Origin of the sequence: Tateyamaria omphalii, from assembly GCF_001969365.1 — a bacterium.
GTDB classification, from domain to species: Bacteria; Pseudomonadota; Alphaproteobacteria; order Rhodobacterales; family Rhodobacteraceae; genus Tateyamaria; species Tateyamaria omphalii_A.
The window spans coordinates 3457564-3480698 of sequence record NZ_CP019312.1; the positions used below are offsets into that span (position 1 = coordinate 3457564).

The 23135-nt window shown below is 62.7% G+C and carries 21 protein-coding genes; 9 read left to right on the top strand and 12 right to left on the bottom strand.

Annotation, left to right across the window (positions count from 1 at the left end; translation table 11 throughout):
* Positions 1-101 precede the first annotated feature (101 nt).
* The 7 genes from BWR18_RS17350 to BWR18_RS17380 form a co-directional block, all read right to left on the bottom strand.
* Positions 102-2009 (bottom strand): polysaccharide biosynthesis protein, encoded by a 1908-nt coding sequence (locus tag BWR18_RS17350; RefSeq protein WP_076629679.1) that lies wholly within the window; start codon positions 2007-2009, stop codon positions 102-104.
* A 200-nt stretch (positions 2010-2209) separates the two neighbouring features.
* Entirely contained in the window at positions 2210-2821 is a 612-nt protein-coding gene (locus tag BWR18_RS17355) for a sugar transferase (RefSeq protein WP_076629680.1), read from the bottom strand.
* Entirely contained in the window at positions 2818-3588 is a 771-nt protein-coding gene (locus BWR18_RS17360) for an NAD-dependent epimerase/dehydratase family protein (RefSeq protein WP_076629681.1), read from the bottom strand. Before BWR18_RS17360 ends, BWR18_RS17355 begins: the two co-directional genes overlap by 4 nt.
* Before the next feature lie 3 nt (positions 3589-3591).
* A complete protein-coding gene (locus tag BWR18_RS17365) occupies positions 3592-4839 on the bottom strand; it encodes a glycosyltransferase family 4 protein (RefSeq protein ID WP_076629682.1) in 1248 nt (415 codons plus the stop codon).
* 61 nt (positions 4840-4900) lie between these two features.
* Complete coding sequence (locus tag BWR18_RS17370; protein WP_254684889.1) at positions 4901-5902, bottom strand: GlxA family transcriptional regulator; 1002 nt, start codon at positions 5900-5902, stop codon at positions 4901-4903.
* Positions 5871-6272: a thioredoxin family protein gene (locus BWR18_RS17375; RefSeq protein ID WP_076629684.1), complete on the bottom strand. Its 402-nt coding sequence runs from the start codon at positions 6270-6272 to the stop codon at positions 5871-5873. Before BWR18_RS17375 ends, BWR18_RS17370 begins: the two co-directional genes overlap by 32 nt.
* A gap of 71 nt (positions 6273-6343) precedes the next feature.
* Entirely contained in the window at positions 6344-7213 is an 870-nt protein-coding gene (locus BWR18_RS17380; protein WP_076629685.1) for a DMT family transporter, read from the bottom strand.
* 131 nt (positions 7214-7344) lie between these two features.
* On the opposite strand from BWR18_RS17380, the gene BWR18_RS17385 reads away from it, so the two are divergent.
* Positions 7345-8712 (top strand): DUF3179 domain-containing protein, encoded by a 1368-nt coding sequence (locus tag BWR18_RS17385; protein ID WP_076629686.1) that lies wholly within the window; start codon positions 7345-7347, stop codon positions 8710-8712.
* A gap of 52 nt (positions 8713-8764) precedes the next feature.
* Here BWR18_RS17385 and BWR18_RS17390 read toward each other — a convergent pair whose 3' ends face one another.
* From BWR18_RS17390 to ade, 3 genes are all read right to left on the bottom strand, one after another.
* Positions 8765-9052: an HU family DNA-binding protein gene (locus BWR18_RS17390; protein ID WP_076629687.1), complete on the bottom strand. Its 288-nt coding sequence runs from the start codon at positions 9050-9052 to the stop codon at positions 8765-8767.
* 163 nt (positions 9053-9215) lie between these two features.
* Entirely contained in the window at positions 9216-10676 is a 1461-nt protein-coding gene (locus BWR18_RS17395; protein WP_076629688.1) for an AMP nucleosidase, read from the bottom strand.
* Entirely contained in the window at positions 10673-12487 is a 1815-nt protein-coding gene (gene ade, locus BWR18_RS17400; RefSeq protein ID WP_076629689.1) for an adenine deaminase, read from the bottom strand. Before ade ends, BWR18_RS17395 begins: the two co-directional genes overlap by 4 nt.
* A gap of 90 nt (positions 12488-12577) precedes the next feature.
* On the opposite strand from ade, the gene BWR18_RS17405 reads away from it, so the two are divergent.
* Both BWR18_RS17405 and BWR18_RS17410 read left to right on the top strand, forming a co-directional pair.
* Positions 12578-13558, top strand: coding sequence for a DNA topoisomerase IB (locus tag BWR18_RS17405; protein WP_076630396.1), 981 nt, complete (start codon positions 12578-12580; stop codon positions 13556-13558).
* Positions 13559-13610: 52 nt separating this feature from the next.
* Complete coding sequence (locus BWR18_RS17410; protein ID WP_076629690.1) at positions 13611-14366, top strand: class II aldolase and adducin N-terminal domain-containing protein; 756 nt, start codon at positions 13611-13613, stop codon at positions 14364-14366.
* Positions 14367-14373: 7 nt separating this feature from the next.
* On the opposite strand, the gene BWR18_RS17415 is transcribed toward BWR18_RS17410, so the two are convergent.
* Complete coding sequence (locus tag BWR18_RS17415) at positions 14374-15453, bottom strand: Hint domain-containing protein (RefSeq protein ID WP_076629691.1); 1080 nt, start codon at positions 15451-15453, stop codon at positions 14374-14376.
* 317 nt (positions 15454-15770) lie between these two features.
* Here BWR18_RS17415 and dapE point away from each other — a divergent pair, with 317 nt between their 5' ends.
* The 4 genes from dapE to rnr are packed head-to-tail and all read left to right on the top strand — an operon-like array spanning position 15771 to position 20188.
* Positions 15771-16916 (top strand): succinyl-diaminopimelate desuccinylase, encoded by a 1146-nt coding sequence (dapE, locus tag BWR18_RS17420; protein ID WP_076630397.1) that lies wholly within the window; start codon positions 15771-15773, stop codon positions 16914-16916.
* Positions 16913-17335: a GNAT family N-acetyltransferase gene (locus BWR18_RS17425; RefSeq protein WP_076629692.1), complete on the top strand. Its 423-nt coding sequence runs from the start codon at positions 16913-16915 to the stop codon at positions 17333-17335. The genes dapE and BWR18_RS17425 overlap by 4 nt, the downstream gene beginning before the upstream one ends.
* A complete protein-coding gene (locus BWR18_RS17430; RefSeq protein WP_157598822.1) occupies positions 17332-17901 on the top strand; it encodes a TIGR04282 family arsenosugar biosynthesis glycosyltransferase in 570 nt (189 codons plus the stop codon). The genes BWR18_RS17425 and BWR18_RS17430 overlap by 4 nt, the downstream gene beginning before the upstream one ends.
* A 31-nt stretch (positions 17902-17932) precedes the next feature.
* On the top strand, positions 17933-20188 hold the full coding sequence (gene rnr, locus BWR18_RS17435) for a ribonuclease R (protein WP_076629694.1): 2256 nt from the start codon (positions 17933-17935) through the stop codon (positions 20186-20188).
* Here the strand turns inward: rnr and BWR18_RS17440 are convergent.
* On the bottom strand, positions 20185-20877 hold the full coding sequence (locus BWR18_RS17440) for a glutathione S-transferase family protein (RefSeq protein ID WP_076629695.1): 693 nt from the start codon (positions 20875-20877) through the stop codon (positions 20185-20187). The two genes, rnr and BWR18_RS17440, sit on opposite strands and share 4 nt — an antisense overlap.
* Before the next feature lie 85 nt (positions 20878-20962).
* On the opposite strand from BWR18_RS17440, the gene BWR18_RS17445 reads away from it, so the two are divergent.
* Both BWR18_RS17445 and BWR18_RS17450 read left to right on the top strand, forming a co-directional pair.
* Entirely contained in the window at positions 20963-21682 is a 720-nt protein-coding gene (locus BWR18_RS17445; RefSeq protein ID WP_076629696.1) for a helix-turn-helix transcriptional regulator, read from the top strand.
* A gap of 69 nt (positions 21683-21751) precedes the next feature.
* Positions 21752-23104, top strand: coding sequence for a lytic murein transglycosylase (locus BWR18_RS17450; protein ID WP_076629697.1), 1353 nt, complete (start codon positions 21752-21754; stop codon positions 23102-23104).
* Positions 23105-23135: the final 31 nt, after the last annotated feature.

The following is a 23135-nucleotide window of genomic DNA, read 5'->3' on the forward strand; positions in this document are numbered from 1 at the left end:
TGTCCGGTCGTTCTCAAATCGTTGGCGTCATTAAACATGGGCGTATGCGTTAAACAATCTTGCAGGCGCGGGGCCGCCAAACTAGCGGAAAAGCGCGGCTTTCAAGATACAGGCGCAATGAACTCGCGGTTTTCACCGGCTGTTTCCTTGGGTGCGCTATACCCTTCGACCCAGCGCTTGACCGTGGCCCGGGCGGCAGCCTCGTCGCTGGCCGCAAGGGCATGGCGCAGGGAGCGCATGGCCGACGCCACTTCGATCTCGCTCAGACCCTCTTCGTTGGTGAAAAAGATCTTTTTGTGGCCGGTGCCGACCTGGGTGCCGCTCAGTGTCAGCTCTTCGGTCATTTTCTCGCCTGGGCGCAGACCGGTGAACTCTATCTCGATATCGCCATCCGGGTTATGGACGTCGCGGACGGTGAACCCCGCGCTTTCGATCACCTGCCGCGCCAGCTGTTCGATTTTCACCGGTTTGCCCATGTCGAGCACGAACACCTCGCCGCCTTTGGCCATGGACCCTGCGCGCAGGACCAGATTGACTGCTTCTTGCACCGTCATGAAGAAGCGTGACACGTCGCGGTGCGTCACCGTCAGGGGGCCGCCGCGCCGCAATTGTTCCTGAAACAGCGGCACGACCGAGCCCGAGGACCCAAGCACGTTACCGAAGCGGACGATGGAGAATTTCAGACCCTTGGGCGCCGCGACACGATTGGCAATGTCCTGAACAACCAGTTCCGCCAGACGCTTTGATGCGCCCATCATGTTGGTGGGGCGCACGGCCTTGTCCGATGAAATCAGCATGAAGCGTTCCACGCCTGCCTCTGCCGCTTCGGTGACAAGGGTTTGTGTCCCAAGCGCGTTGTTGGCCAAACCTGCGAGCGGGTTGTATTCGACAAGCGGCACGTGCTTGTACGCGGCGGCGTGCAGAACGACCTCGATCTCGTGGTCTGCGAGGACACGGCGCACCTGACGCGCATCGGTCACCGAGCCCAGAAGCGGCACGATTTCGATATCGCTGCCCTCGGCCAATTGGGTCAATTCCTGATGGATTTGATAGAGCGCGAGTTCGCTCAGCTCATAGAGCACGATCTTTTTCGGATGATATTCAAGCACCTGGCGGCTGAGTTCCGAGCCGATGGACCCGCCCGCGCCAGAGATCAGAACACGGCGTCCGACATAGGCCTCTCCACCGCCATCTTGCGGGGTCATCACCTCATCCCGGCCCAGGAAGTTGCGCGCATTCACCGGTGTCAGCTTGTCGACCAGTGCTTCCTCGCCGATCAGTTGCGAGAAGGAAGGCAAGGTTTGCACCTCAAGCCCCATCTTTTGCAGGCGGCGCGCGATTTGCATCTGCTTGGGGTGGCTTTGCGACGGGATCGCCAGCAGCACGCGGTCGATGCGCCCCTCGGCCACGATTTCGGCAATGCGGACGGGGCTGTAGACCGGAAGGCGCAGGACACTGACGCCTTGCAGCGCCTGGTTGTCGTCCACAAAGGCAACCGGTTCGATCTGTTCGTGGCTCCGCAGTGCCGAGACAAGCTGCATCCCCGTTGTGCCTGCGCCGTAGATCAGAACGCGGCACCGATCTGTTCCCTTCCGGTAGAGTGCCAGAACCACTTGCAGCAGGATTGCCCGGCTCATAATCGAAAAGACGAAGAAAGAGATGCCAAAGGTGATCTGGGTCGACAGGGGCAGCGGCATGTTCGCCGCCGCTGTCAGCAGTGTGGATGTCATCGCCAGAAGGCAGGAGAACACGCCTGTCCTGCCGATGGACCCGGTGTCGTAGTCGTTGAGTGTGGACGTGGAGATGCACAGCCAAAGGGACAGGGCCACGGCGACGACCAGCATGTAAGGCAGCACAGGCAGATAGGTGACAAAGCTGTCCCACGCGGTTTGCGTCGAAAGGTTCAGGCTGAAAGCAAAGAGAAGTGCGGCAGGAATGAGGCCCGTATCAATCGCGATCAGAATGTTTCGTTTCTGTGTGCGCGAAAGCGACTTGAGCAGATTCAACATGTTGCCCCCTTGGTCCCTCGCCCTTTGTAGGCTGCGGTCACCGGTATCATCCTTACGTATCAAATTCGTGCCGCCATTTTGCAGTTGCAGAAAAACTGAACGGATTTGCAGCGGAAAAGTGCCAAAAAATGCTTATTTATTGTGCAGGTTCGGCAGATTCTTACACATAATTAACGATTCGATAAGGGTTTGAGCCAGTTTCATCGTCGCCTAAACAGGTTGCCGATGGTTTGGAAGACAAGGTCGAAGTCGTAGCATGTGCTTTGATTCCGTTGGTAGATCATGTCCAGCCGCGCCTTTCGCGGCACGCAGACCTTGCAATATATGTCGTCGGTTTCTTCGGCTGTGTCACATCGCGCCAGCAGCTGCCCCTCGTGTTTGTGGAAGCGAATCGTTGCAAGGCCGGTGACACCGGGGCGGGATTGCAAAACCTTGCCGTAAATGTCGGGAAAGCGTTCGACATATTCGCGCAGCGGTGGCCGGGGGCCGACAAAGGACAGGTCCCCCTTGAGGATGTTCCAGAGCTGCGGGAACTCATCAAGCCGCTTGGCCCGCAGTTTCGCACCCAGGGGCGTGATCCGGGTATCCTTGTGCCCACCCGACACGCCCTGATCGGCGTCGACCACCGTCATCGTGCGGAATTTCCACAACCCGAAACTTTCAGTCGGGGTTTTCATCCGTTCCGCCACATAGAACAGCGGGCGCCCCTGTTTCCGCCAGATCACCCAGATCAGGTACAGGATGATCGGCCCGAGGATGATCACAAGCAAGCTGGCAAAGAACAGATCAAAGATGCGTTTGCGCCAGGTCATAGGGTTCCCTTGGTCTTCCAGTCCTGCACGATACCCGATGCTGTGCTGTCTGTCGCGGTGAAGGACACAAGCTGTTCCAGCCGGGATGTGTCGAGATGCACTTTTGCGATTGTCTGCGCCGTTGCCGGGCGCGGTTGCCAGTCAAGCCCGGCGGCGTCGAGCAGGTCTCCCATCGCCACAACGGCGGGTGCCGCAATATTCACGACTGCGGGCAACTCTGCTGACCCTGCGAGCGTGTGCAGTACATGTGCCAGCTTGGCCGGCCCGATATAGCTGCGTGCGGGTGTGCGTCCATCGGGGAACTGGTCCAGTGTGAAGCCCGGTTTCCAACCGCCAAGGATCGCGTCGGCCCCTGCCACGTTGCCAAGCCGCAGCACCGTGCTGGGGTTCTGGTGCGCGCGGGCCATCCGTTCCATCGCAAGTTTGGCGGCGGCGTAGTCGCTTTGCGGTGATGTCGGGCCGGTCTCGGACAGCGCGCCGGGCAGTGCGCCGTAAACGGCGGCGGATGAGAATAGGAAGACGTGCGCGCCTTGGGCCGCATCCAGTGTTTGTCGGGCAAGGGTGACGTTCAGGTCCATCGGCTGATCACTGCCCGGCGTCACACCGGCAAGGCAGAACACCGCGTCTGCCCCCGTCAGGACGTCGGTCAGCTGCGCCGCGTCATGGATGTCGACCGTCTCTCGGGTGGTCCATTCCGCGGTTCCTGGCCATCGCGGGCGCAGTAGGCGCCCGAGTTTGCCGCCGGAGCCGAGGATCACCGTCCGCATGGGTCAGCCCATCGCGATTTGTTTGTCGGCAGGCACGAGCGCGTTGATCTGTCGAATATGCTCGGGCAGGCAGACCGTTTCGAAGTCGTAGGTGTCGACCACATGTTGCCGCGCGGCTGGTCCAAGATGCGCATAGTCACGCGGCTTGGCCAGAACATCGGCGATCTGCGCTGCAATCGCTTCGGGGTCGAAGAAGTCGACCAGAAGGCCGGTTTCCCCATGTGTGATCGCCTCGCGCACCGGGGCCACGTCGCTGGCGACGATTGTGGCCTCCATCGACATGCTTTCCAGCAGCGACCATGACAGCACGAAGGGCATCGACAGATAGAGGTGGCAGGAACTGATCTGGACAATCGACTGATAGCTGTCAAACGGCACCTGGCCCAGAAAATGCAGCCGGTCCCAGTCGATCAGGTGGCCGACCTCGGCCTCCATCTCGCCGCGCAGGCCGCCGGGGTGCTTGCTTTTGCCACCATAGGACACGTCGTTGCCGCCGATCACGAGGATACGCGCATTGGGCCGCGCATTCTGGATGTGCGGCACGGCGCGCATGAACTGATGGTAGCCGCGCGTCGTCTCGAGGTTGCGGGACATGAAGGTGACGATCTCATCCTTGCGGGTGAGCGGACGGCCGATCCGCCCCAGCGTCACCTGCGCCTTTTTGTTTGGCTTCAGCTTGTCGGTGCGGATGCCGTCGTGACAGACGTAGATCTTGTCATGGAACTGCTTGGGAAAGCGGTCGCGCTGCCAGTAGGTCGGGCTGTGGGCCACATCCACGACGTTGATATTGACCTGCGGCACCACGTTGTGGCCGTGCATGATGAAAGGGGCGTGTTCGCTGACCGGGCTTTCGGGGTCAAACCCGACCGGACCGCCGTGGACCGAATAGTAGTACTCGAAAAAGCCGATCATCGGTGTATTCGGCAGCACCTCGCGGAAAAAGGTCATTTCGCCCCAGCCGACATGTCCGATCACGATGTCCGGGCTGAAGCCGCTGTCCACGATCTCGCGCAGCGCCATGACGGCGCCAAAACCGTTGCCTGCTGCATTCTCCCATGTGCGCGACAGACCATAGGCGTCTTCCTTGGCGGTGTGGTGCGTCTTGTACTTGACCGTCTTCACACCGGCGAATTCAGGCGCGTTCTTGCGCTGTGTCAGGAACACGATCTCATGCCCGCCTTGCGCCGCGAGCCATTGGATCAGTTCGCGGTACTGCCCCGGCATATTCTGGTGCACAAACAGTAATTTCATAAAACAACGCGTCCCTTTTTTGCCTGTAGATAACGCGCGCCGTGCCGCATCGCAATCACCGCTAAACCGGCCACATCGACCCGGTGCCGCGCTTTTCCTGACCGGGGCTCAGGCCGAAGGTGCCCCGGTAACTTTTCGAGAAATGCGAGAGCGACCGGAACCCGCAGGCGACGCAGATATCCGTCACGCTCATACTGGTTTGGCGCAGCAGTCCGCGCGCCTTTTCCAGCCGCAGTTGCAGGTAATGCCGCTTGGGCGACATGCCCAGATGCTTGGCAAAGAGCCGTTCCAGCTGCCGCGTGCTCAGCTCGATCAGGTCGGCAATCTCGTCCGGGCGCAGAGGATCTTCGAGGTTGTTTTCCATGATTTGCAGCGCCAGACCCAGCTTCCCATGCGCCATGTCGGGCCGGGCGCGCCGCGACAGCCGTTGTCCGTGGCTGGCCGCGCGCGGATCGGTATAGACCATCTGGTCGGCCACCCATGTGGCGAGGTCGATGCCGTAGTCATCCTTGATCCGGTCCAGCATCATGTCCATGGACGCGGCCCCGCCGGCGGTCGTGAAAATACGCCCATCTTTGGAATAGAGACTGTTTTCGATGATGACATCGGGCAGCAATTCGATCAGCGCATCGCGGTATTCCCAATGGGTCGTCACCGTCTTGCCCGCCAGCAATCCGGCGAGCGCGAGGGTATACGTGCCCGACGACAGCGCGCCGAAATCCATGCCCTTGCGCGTTTCGCGTCGCAGCCAGTTGAGGATGGGGCACGTGCTGCCTTCGGCGGCGCGGCTGCCTGCGCAGACCACAAGTGTTTCGTCGCGCGCCAGCTCTGGCAGGGCTGCGTCAACGGTCGTCGTGATCCCGTTATAGGCGGGCACCGGATCGCCCGTTTCGCCGATGACCCGCCAGGCATAGAAGCTCTGGCCCGAGGGGTGCCGGTTGGCGAGGCTGAGCGCCTCGAGCGCGCAGGCAAAGCCCAGTTGGGAATAGCCGGGGATCAGAAGAAAGGCATAGCGCCTAGGCGTCGTCGCCTCAGGCGGCAAGGGCGGCGTCCAGGAGCGCACGCACCTTGCGGGCATAGGGTTCGTTCACCAGCCGGGCCACCTCATCGCCGTTCTTCATCACCAGCAGTGTGGAGCGGCGTTCGACCTTGAGCCGCTGGGTCATTTGTGACGGTCCGAACGTGTCCCAGTCCACGTCAAGGAATGTGAGGTCGGTATAGGCCGGGTTTTCGGCCAGAGCGTCGGCAATCAGGTCCGCCTTGATCTGGCAGGTCAGCGACCATGTGGCACGGAAATTCATCACCACCGTCTTGTCCGTGTCGCGCAAGCTGCGCCAGACGGCCGGCGTGAACGTCTTGGCCGGATAGGCGGCGTGGGCGCCCCCCGCAATGGCGAGCGCTGCGGCCGATAAAATGAATTTGCGGCGGTGCATCAAATGGGCTCCGATCCCTGAAATGTTGGCCCACAATATGGTCGGTGTCGTGCCGCGCAAGTGAAAGCGTGTCAGCTTTTGACCTGTCGTGACACTTGTACCGCAAGAATGCCCACCGTGATGATGGCGACGCCCAGAATGTCCTGCGCACCCAGCCGTTCGCCCAGCAGTGCGGCGGCAATGGCGACCCCGAAAAACGGGTTGAGGAAGTGGAAGGTCGCCGCCTTTGTTGCGCCAATCCGCGCCACAAGGGCGAACCAGATCCAGGTGGCGACAAGGCCGGGTATGAACACGGTATAGGTGAAGGCGGCAAAGAGGGCGGGTGTCGGTGTCACCTCGATCGTTTCGATCAGGGCAGAGACGATGCCCAGCACGATCGCCCCCACGAACATCTGCAACCCCACCACCATCATCAGGTTGCCACCCGACGACATGGTGCGCATCGACAGTGTCGCGATGGCCAGCGCCACAGCGGCGATCACGCAGAGCGCCACGCCAAAGACGTCGACGCCGGCATCCAGCCGCGCTGACATGATCAGGATGACGCCCGCGATCCCAAGGACCAGGCCGATGACCCCTAGCGGCGGCAGCTTGTCCCGGAACACCACCCATCCGGCAAAGGCGACCATCAGCGGCATAGTTGACGCGATGATAGAGGCGAGCGACGCCTCGACCGTTTGCATGGCGTAGAAGTTGAGGCCGAGGTAGATCGCGTTCTGGCACAGGCCAAAGATCAGCGTCGCCCGCCACTGGTCACGCGTCAGCTTCCAAGTCTGCCCCATCATGCGGGCGACGGCCACACCGATCAGTCCGGCCATTAAAAAGCGCAGCGATGATGCGGCGAGCGGTGGCGCGTGCGTGACGATGATCCGGGCGGAGGTAAAGGCAGACGACCAGATCAGGGCAAAGGTCAGGCCCATCAGAAGTGCGCGGATGTCCATGACCGGTCCTTTGGCGTGTCCGCGGACGTTCGGGCAATTCGGGCCCGGATGCAAGGCGGCGATCACGACCCTTTGCGGTGCATGTGATCGGCGACCGGTCCATGCTGGCGCAGACGTAAAGGAGCCTGCCCATGACCTTGACCCGCCGCGCCTTTGGGGGCCTGACCCTCTCCGGTGCTTTGTTGCCCCGTGCCGCCCTGTCGCAAGCGCTGTCACCGCTGCACGCGATGCGCGCGCCGTTGTCTGCACCCACGACCGAATTTGAGGCGGCGCTGACGTGGATGGAGGAGCGTGGATCGCCCGACATGGCCGCCGCTCTGATCACCGCCCTGCGCTTTTCCCGGTCGCGCGGCCCGCAGATTGCCGAGACGCTGACGGCGATCACCGGCGAGGATTACTTTACCGACTGGTTTCAGTGGATGCTGTGGCAGGAACGCAATCCGCAGATCACGCCGCACGCCGATTTTCCGACCTACAAGCGCGAGGTGATGCTGCGCATCGACGACAATTTCGACCTGTTCCTGCGGCCTGAGGACATACGGCCTGACCGGATGCGCATCCGGCTGGAAGAGATCACATGGGGCGGGGTGGTCAAGGACGGGATCCCGTCGCTGGACAATCCCCAACTGATCCCGGCGGGTGAGGCGGAGTATCTGCGCGGCGACGATCTGGTCTTTGGCGTGTCGATCAACGGCGATGTGCGCGCCTATCCCCTGCGGATCATGGGCTGGCACGAGATGTTCAACGAGGTAATCGGCGGCGTGCCGGTGGCGCTGGCCTATTGCACGCTTTGCGGCTCCGGCATCCTGTTCGAAACGGACGTGCCGGGGCGGTCCGCGCCGCTTGTCTTTGGGTCATCCGGGTTCCTTTACCGGTCCAACAAGTTGATGTTCGACCGGGAGACGCATTCGCTGTGGAACCAATGGACGGGCAAGCCGGTGGTCGGCCCCCTTGTGGACAGCGGGATTGAGCTGAGGCAGCGCCCGGTGGTCATCACGACGTGGGACAGCTGGAAAGCGTCCAATCCGGGGACCATGGTCCTGAGCCTGAACACCGGGCACCGCCGCGATTATGGGTCGGGCGTCGTCTACAACGACTATTTCGCCTCGCCCGATCTGATGTTTCCGGCGCAGGTGGATCAGGGGCGACATGCGCAGAAAGACTATGTCTTTGCCGTACGCCAGTTCGGCGCGGCGCGGGCCTGGCCGCTAAAGGCGTTTGGCGGGCGCCCGATCATCAATGACGCGATTGCGGACACGCCGCTGTTGCTGATCGGCGATGTCGGCAAACGCAGCGTGCGCGCCTATGAACGCGGGGATCGGACATTCACGCAGTCGGGTAGCAAGATCGCGGATCAAACTGGCGCCGCATGGCGTGTGACCGAAGACGCGCTTCTGGGCCCGGATGGGGCGCGGCTGGACCGTGTGGCGGGGCATATCAGCTACTGGTTTGCGTGGGACAACTATCTGGGCGATGCCGCGACGGTTTATGACGGCTGAACGAAAAAGGGCCGCCCTATGGCGACCCTGAAGTCTGTCGAAAGACGTGCGCTTATTCGTTCACGCTGTCTTTCAACGCTTTGGCGATGGTCATTTTGACGACCTTGTCCGCCTCTTTTTTGAACTGTTCGCCGGTGGCGGGGTTGCGCACCATGCGCTCGGGACGCTCGCGGCAATAGATCTTGCCGACGCCCGGCAGGGTCACGGCGCCGCCGCCCGACACTTCCTTGGTGATCAGGCCGCAGATCGCGTCCAGAGCGCCGCCTGCGGATTTCTTGTCTGTTCCCATTTCTTCGGCCAGCGCGGCGACGAGTTGGGTTTTTGTCATTGGTTTTGCCATTTCATGGTCTCCTTCGTCTGCCCGACAACTTGGGCCTCTGAACCGTTGTATAACGGAATGTTGTGCGAACACACAACGAATAGTGGCCCATGGCAACCCGAAATAAGGGGTTTTCCGCTGTTTTTCGCCGTTTGAAGCCTGTCACGGGCCTGTTACGAGCCTGTTACAGGAAGGCGGTTTCCTCGAACGAGCGCAATTTCCGGCTGTGGATGCGTTCCAGCGGCATGGTGCGCAGATGCTCCATTGCGCGGATTCCGATCATCAGATGGCGCGCGACCTGTTCCTTGTAGAAGTTCGAGGCCATGCCCGGCAGCTTCAATTCGCCGTGCAGCGGCTTGTCAGAGACACAGAGCAGCGTGCCATAGGGGACGCGAAAACGGTAGCCGTTGGCCGCGATCGTCGCGCTTTCCATATCCAGCGCGATGGCGCGGGATTGGGACAGGCGCTGCACCGGTCCGTGCTGGTCGCGCAGTTCCCAGTTGCGATCATCATAGCTGGCAACTGTGCCGGTGCGCATGATGCGTTTCAGTTCATACCCCTTAAGCTGCGTGGTCTCGGCCACCGCTTCTTCCAGCGCGATCTGGATTTCGGCCAGCGCCGGGATCGGCACCCACGGCGGCAGGTCGCTGTCGAGCACGTTGTCCTCACGCAAGTACGCATGGGCGAGGACAAAGTCGCCAAGGGCCTGAGAGTTGCGCAGGCCCGCGCAGTGGCCGACCATCAGCCACGCATGGGGGCGCAGGACGGCAATGTGGTCTGTGGCTGTCTTGGCATTGGACGGCCCGACGCCGATGTTGACCAGCGTGATGCCCGACCCGTCCGCACGTTTCAGGTGGTAGGTCGGCATTTGCGGCATCTTGGGGCTGGTGGGCAGGTCCTGATCGCCTGCCGTGATCTCGGCATTGCCGGTTGACACGAAAGATGTGTAGCCGCTGTCCGGGTCATCGAGTTGGGCGCGGGCGTAGGCTTCGAATTCCGAGACGTAGAACTGGTAGTTCGTGAACAGCACGTGGTTCTGGAAGTGATCGGCATCGGTCGCCGTATAGTGCGCAAGCCGCGCCAGCGAATAGTCGATGCGCTGGGCGGTAAAGGGGGCAAGCGGGCCGATGCCGTCCGCAGCCTCGTATGTGCCGTTGACGATGTCGTCGTTCGTGTTGCTGAGGTCCGGCACATCGAACACATCGCGCAGCGGGAACGCCGCCGCACCCTGTTGCGGCACGGTGATGTTGGGGTTGTTGGCCACCGCGAAATGCACCGGCATGGGCGTGTTGGAATAGCCGATTTCCACCGGCTGCCCGTGGTTGGTGATCAGCAGGCCGATCTGCTGCGTCAGGTAGTTTGCAAACAGGTCGGGCCGTGTGACGGTGGTGGCATAGGTGCCGGGATCCGCCACGTGGCCAAAGCTGAGCCGCGTATCGACTTGGGCATAGGACGAGGTGGTAAAGCGGATTTCCGGATAGTAGGCGCGCACGCGTCCCTCAGGCGCGCCATGCTCCATCGCGTGCTGGAATTGCTGGCTCAGGAACTGGACCGCCTCGTCATAAAGCTCGCGCAGTTGGTCCACAGCTTCTTGTGCGTCGTGGTATTCGGTGTGGCCGTGACCGGCCTGTTCAAGTGTTCTCATGTTGTTGGCTCAAGGACTGGAATGAAATCAAACGTGCGGACATCGACCAGTCCCAGGTCGGAGATGCGCAGTTCAGGAATAACGACAAGCGCCAGCAGCGAATGCTGCATGTAGGCGTTGTTCAGGGTGCAGCCGCATTGGGTCATGGCCTGGACCATCTGGTCGGCCTTGGCTGCGACCTCGCGCGCGGGGCTGTCGGACATGAGGCCCGCGATGGGCAACTCGACCAGCGCCAGTTCTTCGTCATCGCGGAAGATGGTGATGCCCCCCCCGACCTCGGCCAGCCGGTTGGCGGCCAGTGCCATCTGGTCCCGGTCGGTGCCCACGACGATCATGTGGTGGCTATCATGCGCCACGGTCGAGGCCATGGCCATCCGGCCCTCGTAGTTGAAGCCGGACACCAGCGCATTGGCCACGCCACCCGTCGCCTGGTGTCGTTCGACCAACGCGATCTGGCAGGTGTCGCCGTGGCTTTCGACCTTACCGTCGCTCACGGGCATATCGCGCTTGAGCGCCTTTGTTGGGGCCTGGTTTTCCACGACGCCGATGACGTTTGCAGTGACGGAATTGCGCCCTTCAGGCGCCGCAATCTCGAAGTCTGCGGCGGTTTTGGGGTCGCCCATATTGACCGTCTGCCGTGCTTTGGTCGGCCAGTCGAGATGCGGGCATTCTGCGGTTAATTCACCGTTGATAGAGACTGTTTTTCCGCGCGCGATGACCTGTTCGATGGGGAGGGCTTTGAGGTCGGATGTCAGGATCACATCCGCCCGGCGTCCCGGCGTCAGCGATCCGATCTCACGCTCCAGCCCGAAATGCGTGGCCGTATTGATCGTCGACATCTGTAGCGCCACCAGCGGGTCGCAGCCACACGAGATGGCGTGCCGCACGACGCGGTTCATGTGCCCGTCATTCACCAGCGTGCCGGAATGGCAATCGTCGGTGCACAGGATCATGTTGCGTGGGTCGAGACCCTTTTGCGTGATGGCGGTGATCTGCGTTTCGACGTCATACCATGCGCTGCCCAGGCGGATCATCGACCGCATGCCCTGACGCATCCGCGCGATGGCGTCAGCCTCGCACGTGCCTTCGTGATCGTCGGCGGGGCCACCGGCGACGTAAGCCGCAAAATCAGACCCTAAATCGGGCGAAGCATAGTGCCCGCCCACAGTCTTGCCGGCCCTTTGGGTCGCGGCAACCTCGGCCAGCATCTGCGGATCGGCATTGGCCATGCCGGGAAAGTTCATCATCTCGCCCAGCCCGATGATGCCGGGCCATGCCATCGCCTCGGCCACGTCCTCGGCGCTGATCTCGTACCCTGTCGTTTCCATCCCGGGCGCCGACGGCGCGCAGGACGGCATCTGGGTCCAGATGTTCACGGGCTGCATCAGCGCCTCGTCATGCATCAAACGGACCCCTTCGAGGCCGAGGACATTCGCGATCTCGTGCGGGTCGGTGAACATGGTGGTGGTGCCGTGGGGGATGACGGCCGCGGCGAACTCGGCGGGGGTTAGCATACCCGATTCAATGTGCATGTGCCCGTCGCACAGGCCGGGGATCATGTAGCGGCCCTTGGCCTCGATCACTTCGGTGTCCGGCCCGATCTGGGCGCCGGCATCCGGCAGTACACAGGCGATACGCCCCTGTTTGATGGCGATGTCGTGGTCCGGTAGCGCCTCGCGCGTATGAACATTCACCCAGATGCCACCGCGAATGACGGTGTCGGCAGGCGCGCGGCCCGCGGCGACATTCACCAGATCGGGGGCAACATCAGGCCAGGCTGGGAAGGGGGCGGAAGAAAGGTCGTGTTCCATGACCCAATATTTCACCGGGCCATGGGGCCTGCAAGTGATATTCCGATGACAGCGCAAGGAACCGCCACGGGGCGTGCGCGTTCTGCCTGCATGTCTTTGCACGTAGAAATTCCCGACAGTCTGATCTGGTATGCCGATGACCAGCCGGGGATCACGCGCAGGCGGGCGGGTCGGGGGTTCAGCTATATCGCCCCCGACGGCACGCGCATCGACAACGGGGCAGAGCGGAAGCGGATCGAGGCGCTTGCCGTGCCGCCCGCATACGAAGACGTTTGGATCAGCCCGCGTGCCAACGGCCATCTGCTGGCGACCGGCTATGATGCGCGGACGCGCAAGCAATACCGCTATCATCCGGACTACATGACCTTCCGCGCGCAGACCAAGTTCGACGATCTGGCCACCTTTGGACAGGCCCTGCCCCGCATCAGGCGGCGCGTGCAGGAGACGCTGACCCAAAGCGCCCGGGACGAAGAGTTCGCCATCGCCGCCACCCTGCGCCTGATGGACAAGGTGTCGCTGCGGGTGGGCACGCCCGATTATGCGGCTGACAATGACACCTATGGCGCGACCACCCTGCGCGCGCGGCATGTGCGCCTCGATGGCAATCGCGTGCGGCTCGACTATCGCGCCAAGGGTGGGCAGCGGGTGCGCAAGCAGTTCAGTGACCGCACCCTGAACCGGGCGCTGGAACAGATGGGCGATCTGCCGGGTGGTGCATTGATGCAGTACGAGGACAATGCTTGCACTGTCCGCCAGCTCGGGCCGGAACAGGTCAACGCCTGGTTGCGCGATGCAACGGGGCGCGAGGGACTGACGGCCAAGACGTTCCGCACCTGGAACGGCTCGGCCTCTGCACTTGATGCAGTCCTGCGCGCGGACGGGCCTGTGACGATAAAGGAGATGGCCGAAGCCGCTGCCGAAATCCTGCACAACACGCCGACAATTGCGCGCAACAGCTACATCCACCCCGAAGTGATCGCGCTGGCAGGTGCAGATACGCGCTTGGACATTCCCGACCGCCCTGTCGGCTTGCGCGTGGCCGAGCGCGCGCTTCTGGCCCTTTTGGCTTGATCCAACTGCACCACGCCGTGCAGGCTTTGCCCCAAAGCATCGGAGAAGCCGCATGACCGTCACACAGATTCGCCCGAACATGGACAATTGGCAGGAACGCGTCGACCTGGCCGCCGCCTTTCGCTGGACGGTGCGCCTGAACATGCACGAGGCGGTGGCCAATCACTTCTCGCTCGCCATCAACGACGCCGGCACAAAGTTCCTGATGAACCCCAACCAGATGCATTTTTCGCGCGTCAAGGCGTCGGACCTGATCGTGGTCGATGCGAATGACCCTGCCAGCATGGAAGGCCCTGACGCGCCAGACCCGACAGCCTGGGGCCTTCATTGCGGGATGCACCGCCACTGCCCCCACGCCCGCTGCGCGATGCACGTCCATTCACCTTATGCCACCGCGCTTGCGGCACTGGCTGACAGCACCTTGCCCCCCGTTGATCAGAACGGGTGCATGTTCTTCAATCGGGTGGTCGTAGATGAACACTATGGCGGGCTGGCCTTCGAAGAAGAGGGAGAACGCTGTGCCAAGCTCTTTGATGATCCCAAAAAGAAAGTCATGGTGATGGGCAATCACGGCATCATGGTGATTGGCGATACGGTGGCCGAAACCTTCAACCGGATGTTCTATTTCGAGCGTGCCTGCCAGACGTATCTGTTGGCCTTGCAGACGGGCAAGCCGCTGCGCATGATCCCGGATGATGTGGCCGAAAAGACGGCGCAAGAGATCGAGGATTATCCCGAACAGGATCTGCGCCATCTGGCGGAACTCAAGGCCATTCTGGACGAGGAAGGGTCAAACTACGCCAGCTGATGACCTTTCAGGCGGCGCGTTGATCGACCAGGGTTGTCGCCTCGAACGCGCTGAGCGCGTGATAGGCCGGGTGCGCATGTTCCGGCAGCAGGCGACTTGGGACATCTGACAGAATACTGGCATCCAGTCGTGCTTTATCGCGTCGTATGCGCCCGATAAACAGACTTTCAAGCGCGCAACCTGCGGCCATCAGCGCCTCGTGCCCGGGCAGGATCACCTGCATATATTCTACGGTGTTACCGGCGCTGATCCGGCAAGCACCCTTGCCGTTGATCAAATGTTTTGCGGCCACGACGACCGCTTCCTGACCAAAGGTGTATTCGACCTCTGATCCGCGCAGAACGAGGCGCTGTTCCGGTGCAACCACGATGTCGCGCTGCAGTCCGAAATGGGGCGCGCGCAAGCGGATGGGGGCAAAGCTGCCGCGTGCGGGCACCGTATGACTGACCGCATGCAGGACAGGCACAATTGCACCCGTGTCAGTGATTACCGTGTCGCCGCGGCGCAGGCTGCCCGCCGGTCTGTAGCCGCCGGGCGTTGCAATGGGTGTGGCGGGATGCACCGATGGCGTGGGGCCAAGCGGCTGTATATCGGTGCTGATGCCCGCAAACAGGACCTCGTCTGCAAGGGTGCGCGCTTTACCGGCCAGCATCAGGTCGCGCATGTCATCCGCAACCAACGGGCGCGGAAGATGCACGTGCCGTTGGCGGATGTCACCGGACGCGGGCCGTTCCAGTGCGAGCCTGCCCCATCCATCGGGCGCGTCCCAGGCATAGGTCACGCGGGTGGTTTGCGCGCGCCCGTCATCGGGCCATCGGAGGGCCGCCTGCGTGATGTTGCTGCCGTGCCGATGCAACAGCGCGATGCCCCCGTCGGGCACGATTTGAAAGCTCAACGTGCGGGGCCATGGTGCGGCGGACGAAATTCCAAGCAGGTCACGGGGGATTGAGGCATCTATGATCCGTATCTCGAACATCAGCGTGCCACGCTCAATCAGCGGTCCAACCTTCGTGGGACCGCTGTCGTCGCCCAGTCCAGTTGGGGAAAAGCGGCCAGCCGCGCGATCTGTGATGCCGATCCAGGTCATGCCGCCTCGCCCCGGACCACTTGGGCACGATGCGCCGCGCCGCATGGTGTCAGCGTTTTCGGTATCGTGGGCGCTGCTGGTGTCACCGTGCCTGCAAACTCGTTTTGGGCGGCCAACGCGGCCTAGTGTACGCAGCCGACAGGTCTGTCTTCGTGCGCTGGCACATGCGTGTTGCGACCGGACTGCTGATGCCTTGCCTTAGGCCATATTGTTGCGTTGACCCTAGCACAGGATTTTGCGGCCTGTTAACTGTGCCTGCGGTGCAAGATGCGGATATCGCGTCCTTTTCGCCACATGCCATGCCAAAGGACCCGCTCATGCCCCCTGTCGATCCCGTTGCCCTGACCGCCGATCTGGTGCGGTGCCCGTCTGTGACCCCGGCGGACGAGGGTGCGCTCGACATCCTGCACGCGTTGCTGAGCGACGCAGGCTTTGACTGTGCGTGGGCCGACCGCGGCGGCATCCGTAATCTGTTCGCGCGCTTCGGTCCCAAGGGACACGCCCGCACCTTCGGGTTCAACGGGCACACAGATGTCGTGCCGATCGGCAATCCTGACGACTGGACCGCGCCACCGTTTGGCGCCGAAGAACGTGACGGCATCATGTATGGGCGCGGCACGACCGATATGAAATCCGGCGTGGCCGCCTTTGCCGCGGCTGCGGTGGATTTCGTGACGCAGACGCCCCCCGACGGTGCCGTGATCCTGGCCATCACCGGGGACGAGGAGGGGGACGCGACCGACGGCACCACCGCCTTGCTGGCCCATATGGAGACGGAGGCCGAGGCGATGAGTGTGTGCCTTGTGGGCGAGCCGACCTGCCCCGAGACGATGGGCGAGATGATCAAGATCGGGCGCCGGGGTTCGTTGACCGCTTGGTTTACGGTCACCGGTGTGCAGGGCCATTCGGCCTATCCTCATCGTGCCAAGAACCCGCTCCCGCCGCTCATGCGTCTGATGGACCAGTTGGCCAGCCACGAACTGGATCAGGGCACGGATCACTTCGATGCGTCCACGCTCGCGGTGGTGACGGTCGATACCGGCAATCCAGCCACCAACGTTATCCCGGCGCAGGCCCGCGCTACCGTCAACATACGGTTTAACGACACCCATTCCGGCGACAGCCTGACGGCCTGGCTCAAGGCGCAGGCCGACGCGGTTGCCGTCGCCTACGGGGTCGAGATCGACGTGACGGTCAAAGTGTCCGGCGAAAGCTTCCTGACCCCGCCGGGTGCGCTTTCTGACCTTGTGGCGCGCGCGGTGGAGGCGGAAACCGGCGTTACACCGGTGCTCAGTACATCGGGCGGCACGTCCGACGCGCGCTTTGTTAAAGATCACTGCCCTGTGGTCGAGTTTGGCCTGGTCGGTCAGTCGATGCACAAGGTGGACGAACATGTCGACGTGGCCCATATCCGGCAGCTCAAGTCGATCTACGGCCGTATTCTGCGGGATTACTTCGCGTGACCTGGACGATTGAACAGACAGACGATTTGGCGGCGTGCCATGCGTTGCGCAGGACCGTGTTCATCGAAGAACAGGGCGTAAGCGAAGCCGAAGAGGTCGACGGCCGGGACGACGAGGCGCTGCATGTATTGGCAACGGTCGACGGCACACCTGCTGGCTGCGCGCGCATCCTGATCGACGGCACCACGGCCAAGATCGGGCGGGTATGCGTTCTGAAACCGGCGCGCGGCACCGGATTGGGCGCTGCCATTATCGAGGCGTGTTTGGATGTGGCGAGGGCAGAACAGGGTCTGACAAAGGCAAAACTGGGCGCGCAAACGCACGCGCTTGCCTTCTACGAACGGCTTGGCTTTGCCGCATTCGGGCCGGTTTACGACGACGCGGGCATCCCGCACCGTGATATGGAGCGGCCCCTTTGAGGCCAACGCTTGTCCTGATGCTCAAGGTGCCGCGTCCGGGTCGGGTCAAGACACGCCTGGGTCGCGACATCGGCATGGTCACGGCGGCGTGGTGGTTCCGGCATCAGGTCCGCCACCTGTTGCGCCGGGTCGAGGACCCGCGCTGGCGTGTCGTGCTCGCGGTCGCCCCGGATCACGAGGGGATGCAGTCGCGCGTCTGGCCTGCGCGCCTTGAACGCTGGCCGCAAGGGCGCGGAAATCTTGGCGATCGGATGATCCGTATGATGCGCCGGGCCGGTGGGCCTGTCTGTGTCATCGGCGCAGACATCCCCGGCATCACCCCACAGCGTATTTCGGCAGCCTTTACCGCGCTTGGGCGGCACGACGCAGTATTTGGGCCTGCCCCTGACGGGGGATACTGGCTGATCGGGGTTAAAACAGGCTCTAAATTGACAAAAACGGCGCTGGACGGGGCGCGCTGGTCTACCGAACACGCCCTGTCCGACAGCCGCGCAGCGCTGGGTATGGACCGGGTCGCGTTGGTCGAAACACTGGCCGACGTGGACACCGTCGACGATTTGCCATGACGCTTGAACGCACGCGTGCTACCTCGGCCTCATGAGCCGTATTCCAAGCAAGCCCGAGATCCTCGACTGGATTTCCGCCAATCCCACCCTCACTGCGAAACGCGACATCGCCAAGGCCTTTGGCATAAAGGGTGCCGCGCGGATCGACCTCAAGCGCCTGCTGAAAGAGCTTGAGGCCGAGGGGCATCTGGAAAAGCGCAAGAAGACCTATCAGGACCCCGACCGCCTACCGCCCGTCAGCGTGTTGCAAGTGACCGGCCCGGATGCCGACGGCGACCTCTTTGCCCAGCCGATGGAGTGGCAGGGCGAAGGGGTCGAACCCAAGATACTGGTCCTGCCCCGCGCCTCTGACCCTGCCTTGGGCCAGGGCGACCGCATTCTGGCGCGCCTCACGCTGGTCAAGGACACCGACCACAATTACGAGGCGCGGCTGATCCGCCGCATCGGCACCAACCCGCGCCGGATCCTCGGTGTCTTTCGCGTCAGTGCCGAAGGCGGGCGGATCGTGCCCATCGACAAGGGCAGCGACAAGGAATGGCAGGTTCCGGCGGGCGCCACCCACGGCGCCAAGGATGGCGAGTTGGTCGAGGCCGAACAGGCGGGCCCGCGTGGGCGCATCGGGCTGCAACGCGCCCGTGTCGTCAACCGGCTGGGCGATCCGTCTGCGCCCAAGGCCGTGTCGCTGATCGCAATCCACGAACACGGCATCCCCGACGCCTTTCCCGATGCCGTGATCACCGAAGCGGACGCACAGAAACCCAAAGGGTTGAAGGGACGCGAAGATTTGCGGGACATGCCGCTTGTCACCATCGACCCATCTGATGCGCGGGACCATGACGATGCGTGCTATGCCCACGCCGATGACGACCCGAAGAACGCGGGCGGACACATCATTTGGGTCGCGATTGCCGATGTCGCGGCTTACGTCACGCCTGGCTCTGCCCTTGACCGCGAGGCGAAGAAACGCGGCAACTCGACCTATTTCCCGGACCGGGTGGTGCCGATGCTTCCGGACCGTCTGTCGGGCGACCTGTGTTCGCTGCACGAGGGCGTGCCGCGCGCTTGTATCGCCGTGCGGATGCAGATCGACGCGCAGGGCGAAAAGATCGGGCACAGCTTTCACCGCGGCCTGATGCGGTCACCGGCCTCGCTGCACTACGAAGAGGTGCAGGCAGCCATGGACGGCCACCCAAATGACCGCATTGAGCCTTTGTTAGAGCCTGTTATGCGCCCGCTCTACGCCGCCTATGCCGCCTTGGTCGAGGCGCGCAAGAAACGGCAACCGCTGGAACTGGACCTGCCCGAACGGCAGATCGTTCTGGATGAGGTTGGCACCGTTCACTCCGTCGCCTTCAAGGACCGGCTCGATGCGCACCGGCTGATCGAAGAATTCATGGTGCTGGCCAATGTCGCTGCCGCCGAGACTTTGATTGCCAAAAAATCGCCGCTTCTGTTCCGCGTGCACGAGGAACCGTCGCCCGACAAGCTGGAAAGCCTGCGGGAAACGGCGCAGGCCGCCGGTCTGAACCTCGCCAAAGGACAGGTGCTGAAAACCGCGCATCTCAACCGCTTGCTGGCGCAGGCGGCAGGCACTGAGGATGCCGAGTTGATCAACATCTCGACCCTGCGGTCGATGACGCAGGCCTATTACAGCCCGCAGAATTTCGGTCACTTCGGCCTCGCGCTGCGCAGTTACGCGCACTTCACCTCGCCCATCCGGCGCTATGCCGATCTGATCGTGCACCGTGCGCTGGTGTCGGCGCATGGGTGGGGCAATGACGGCCTGACGCCCGAGGACATCGAAGTGCTCGAGAAAACCGGCACGCATATCTCGGACACCGAACGCCGGTCGATGGTGGCCGAGCGGGACACGACGGATCGTTACCTCGCGGCCTATCTGAGCGAACGTGTGGGGGACGAGATGGAGGGGCGCGTGGCGGGCATCGCCAAGTTCGGCATCTTCGTAAAGCTGGATGACAGTGGGGCCGACGGCCTCGTGCCCATGCGATCCATCGGCGCCGAGTATTTCCATTTTGACCGCGAGGCAAACACGCTGATGGGGTCCGATACGGGCATGATCATCAGCCTTGGGCAGCGTGCCACCGTTCGGCTGGCCGAGGCTGTGCCGGTCACGGGTGGCATCGCGCTGGAACTACTCGCGCTTGACGGACAATCCTTGCCGCGCGGGCGACAAAGTCCGGCAGGGCGCAGCCCGCGCCGCAAACCCGCCAAGGCGAAACGCCGGTCCGACAAGGTCCAGCGCAAGGTCAGCCGCAAGCGGCGCTAACCCAGCGCCGCCTGGACCCGGCGCATGTAATCGACCAGCATCACATCCTGGCTGACCCGGCGCGACAGGGCCGTACCGCCGGGGGTAGAGGCCATGGCACCCAGCATTGCGGCGACACTGGCATCGGCTGCGCTGGGCTGTGCGCCAAACAGGAACGGACCGTGCCACAGACGGTCAGTGATGGCTTGCAGATCAGGCTCAATCCGCTCCAGCCGCTCGCCCGCGGTCAATCGGCCAAGCCCCTGCGCATCCATACCCCGCAACAGCATCCGGCGGATCCCGCGCGAGATGAACTTGCGCAGAAACGCCGGGATCGTGGCGAAATATGTGTCTCTGACAATGGGCCAAACGGCCTTGTCCGCCCAACGGTCCAGAACAATGTGGAAATACATGTGCTCTTCGGCCATGCGGATGAACGCGCGCGAGGTGGCGCGGTCCAGATCGCTGAGGCCCGCGTCGAAATGCGCGCCACGCTCTTCCAGCCACGTGCGGATGTTGTCACTGTCACCGATGATCTCGTCATCGACCCAAAGCGCGGGCAGTTTGCCCTTGGGCCAGTTGCGCGGATCGGCGGTGTCCTTGCGCTGCCAGGGCAGGCCCGACAGGTTCAAAAGGTACAAAGCCTTGACGCAGAACGGGCTGCCGCTGGGTTGGCCAAAGGCAGGAGGGTAAGTCACAAGTGTCAGCATCTTTCTCTCCTCGGTGCGTAATCTGAGGTTGAGATACCTGTCTGTGCTGTCAGAAACTGGCAGGACATGTGATATGACGTAAGACATGACCAGAACCCATCGCCTGTTCCAACTGATGCAGACCCTGCGCCGCCTGACGCCGCCCATCACGGCGCAATCGCTGGCGCATGAAATGGATGTTTCGCTGCGCACGATCTACCGCGATATTGACGAGTTGCGGGGCCTTGGTGCCGTGATCGACGGGGAGGCCGGGTTCGGCTTTACCCTGATCGAGGATGCGTCACTGCCCCCGCTCGGGTTCGAGGATGACGAGTTGGAAGCGCTCGTGCTGGGCTTGCGCGACGTCTCTGTCATTGCCGATCCCGCGCTGGCCAAGGCGGCGACCTCGGCCCTGGCCAAGATCCAGGCGCGCGTGCCCCCGAAACAGGCGCACCGGCTTAAACATGCGGTGCTGGACGCCCGCCGCTATTGGCGACCCGACCCGCCGCGCATTGATGTGGGCATTTTGCGTCAGGCGGCTTGGGATGAGCTGAGCGTGCACTTCGCCTATCAGGACGCCAAGGGGGATCAGACCGAGCGGACAGTCAAACCGCTGGGCATCGTCTACATGGAAAACACCAACGTGCTTTTGGCCTGGTGCCACCTGCGTCAGGACTTCCGCGTGTTCCGGCTGGACCGCATGGATGACCTGCGCGTCACGGATCAAAGCTTTCGCCCGCACCGCGTCTCGCTTCTGCGCGATCACCTGGCCCGTATCCGGGCGGAGGTGGACCAGGTGGCAAAGGACCGCGCTCATTGTGATTGATCCCTTTGCCGGAATCGCAATTGTCGCTACATTGGAAACAAAAGAAAGCAGGCGACAAAGAGGCAAAACATGCGGTGGGCAGTCACCCTTGGCGCGGGCAGCGCCGTCTTCATCTTTGGTTCGGCATTGGCGCAACCGGCGCCGTCATCCATGCGGCCTGAATTGCGGCCCGATCTTGAAACGGTCAGTCGGACGCAAACCCTTGACCCGGTTGTGATCGCAAAACCGTCTGTCGCCCGTCCCCAATCGCGCCCGGCGTCGCTGACGCAAGCCGCAGCGCCTGCTGTCGCTGACAGCGCTGCTGATGCGGCATTTCAAGACTGGATCAAGGGGTTTCGCACACGCGCGCGCAACCAGGGCATCAGCGGCACGACCTTTGATCGGGCCTTTGACGGGGTCCGCTATGATCCGGATGTGATCAAGCGGGACCGCAACCAGTCAGAGTTTACCAAGACCATCTGGGATTACCTTGACGGCGCCGTGTCCGACAGCCGCGTGCGCAACGGCAAGGCCGCGCTGCGCGATCACGCCAGGACGCTTGACGCGATCGAGGCGCGCTACGGCGTGGAAAAGGAGGTCGTGGTTGCCGTCTGGGGACTTGAAAGCGCATTTGGCGCGGTCCGCGGCAGCAATGACGTGATCCGCAGCCTTGCCACGCTGGCCCATGACGGGCGGCGCGGCGCCTTTTTCGAGGCGCAGTTGATCGCGGCCCTGACCATCCTGCAAAGCGGCGACACATCGCCCCGCAACATGACAGGATCGTGGGCGGGCGCGATGGGGCACACACAGTTCATGCCCACGTCCTATCTGGACCACGCGGTCGACTTCACTGCCGACGGAAAGCGTGACATCTGGTCGGATGATCCGACGGATGCGCTCGCGTCCACGGCGGCCTATCTGGCGAAGTTCGGCTGGACCAAGGGGCAGCCCTGGGGCGTTGAAGTGACGCTGCCCGGCAATTTCAATTACGCCTCAGCCAATCGCAAGAACACGCGCAGCCCGGCCGAATGGGCACGCCTGGGCGTTGTCGGTGTGGACGGTGCGCCGGTGGGCGATCATGGTCCGGCCTCGATCTTGCTGCCTGCGGGCGGCCAGGGGGTTGCGCTCATGATCTTTGACAATTTCGGGGTGATCGAGCGCTATAACAGCGCCGACGCTTATGTGATCGGCATCGGCCATCTGAGCGACCGGATCGGCGGCGCGCCGCCGTTTCGCGGGGATTGGCCGCGCGGAGATCGGGCATTGACCTATTCCGAACGCAAGGAGATGCAGCGCCGGTTGACGGCCGCGGGGTTCAATACCCAAGGCATCGACGGTCGCATCGGGCCCAAGACGTTGGACGCGGTACGTGCGTTTCAGCAGTCACAGGGGCTGACGGCGGATGGCTATGCGTCGCTTGGCCTGCTCAAGCGGTTGCGCTGATCCAAAGGACGCCTGACGGCGACACGATTCA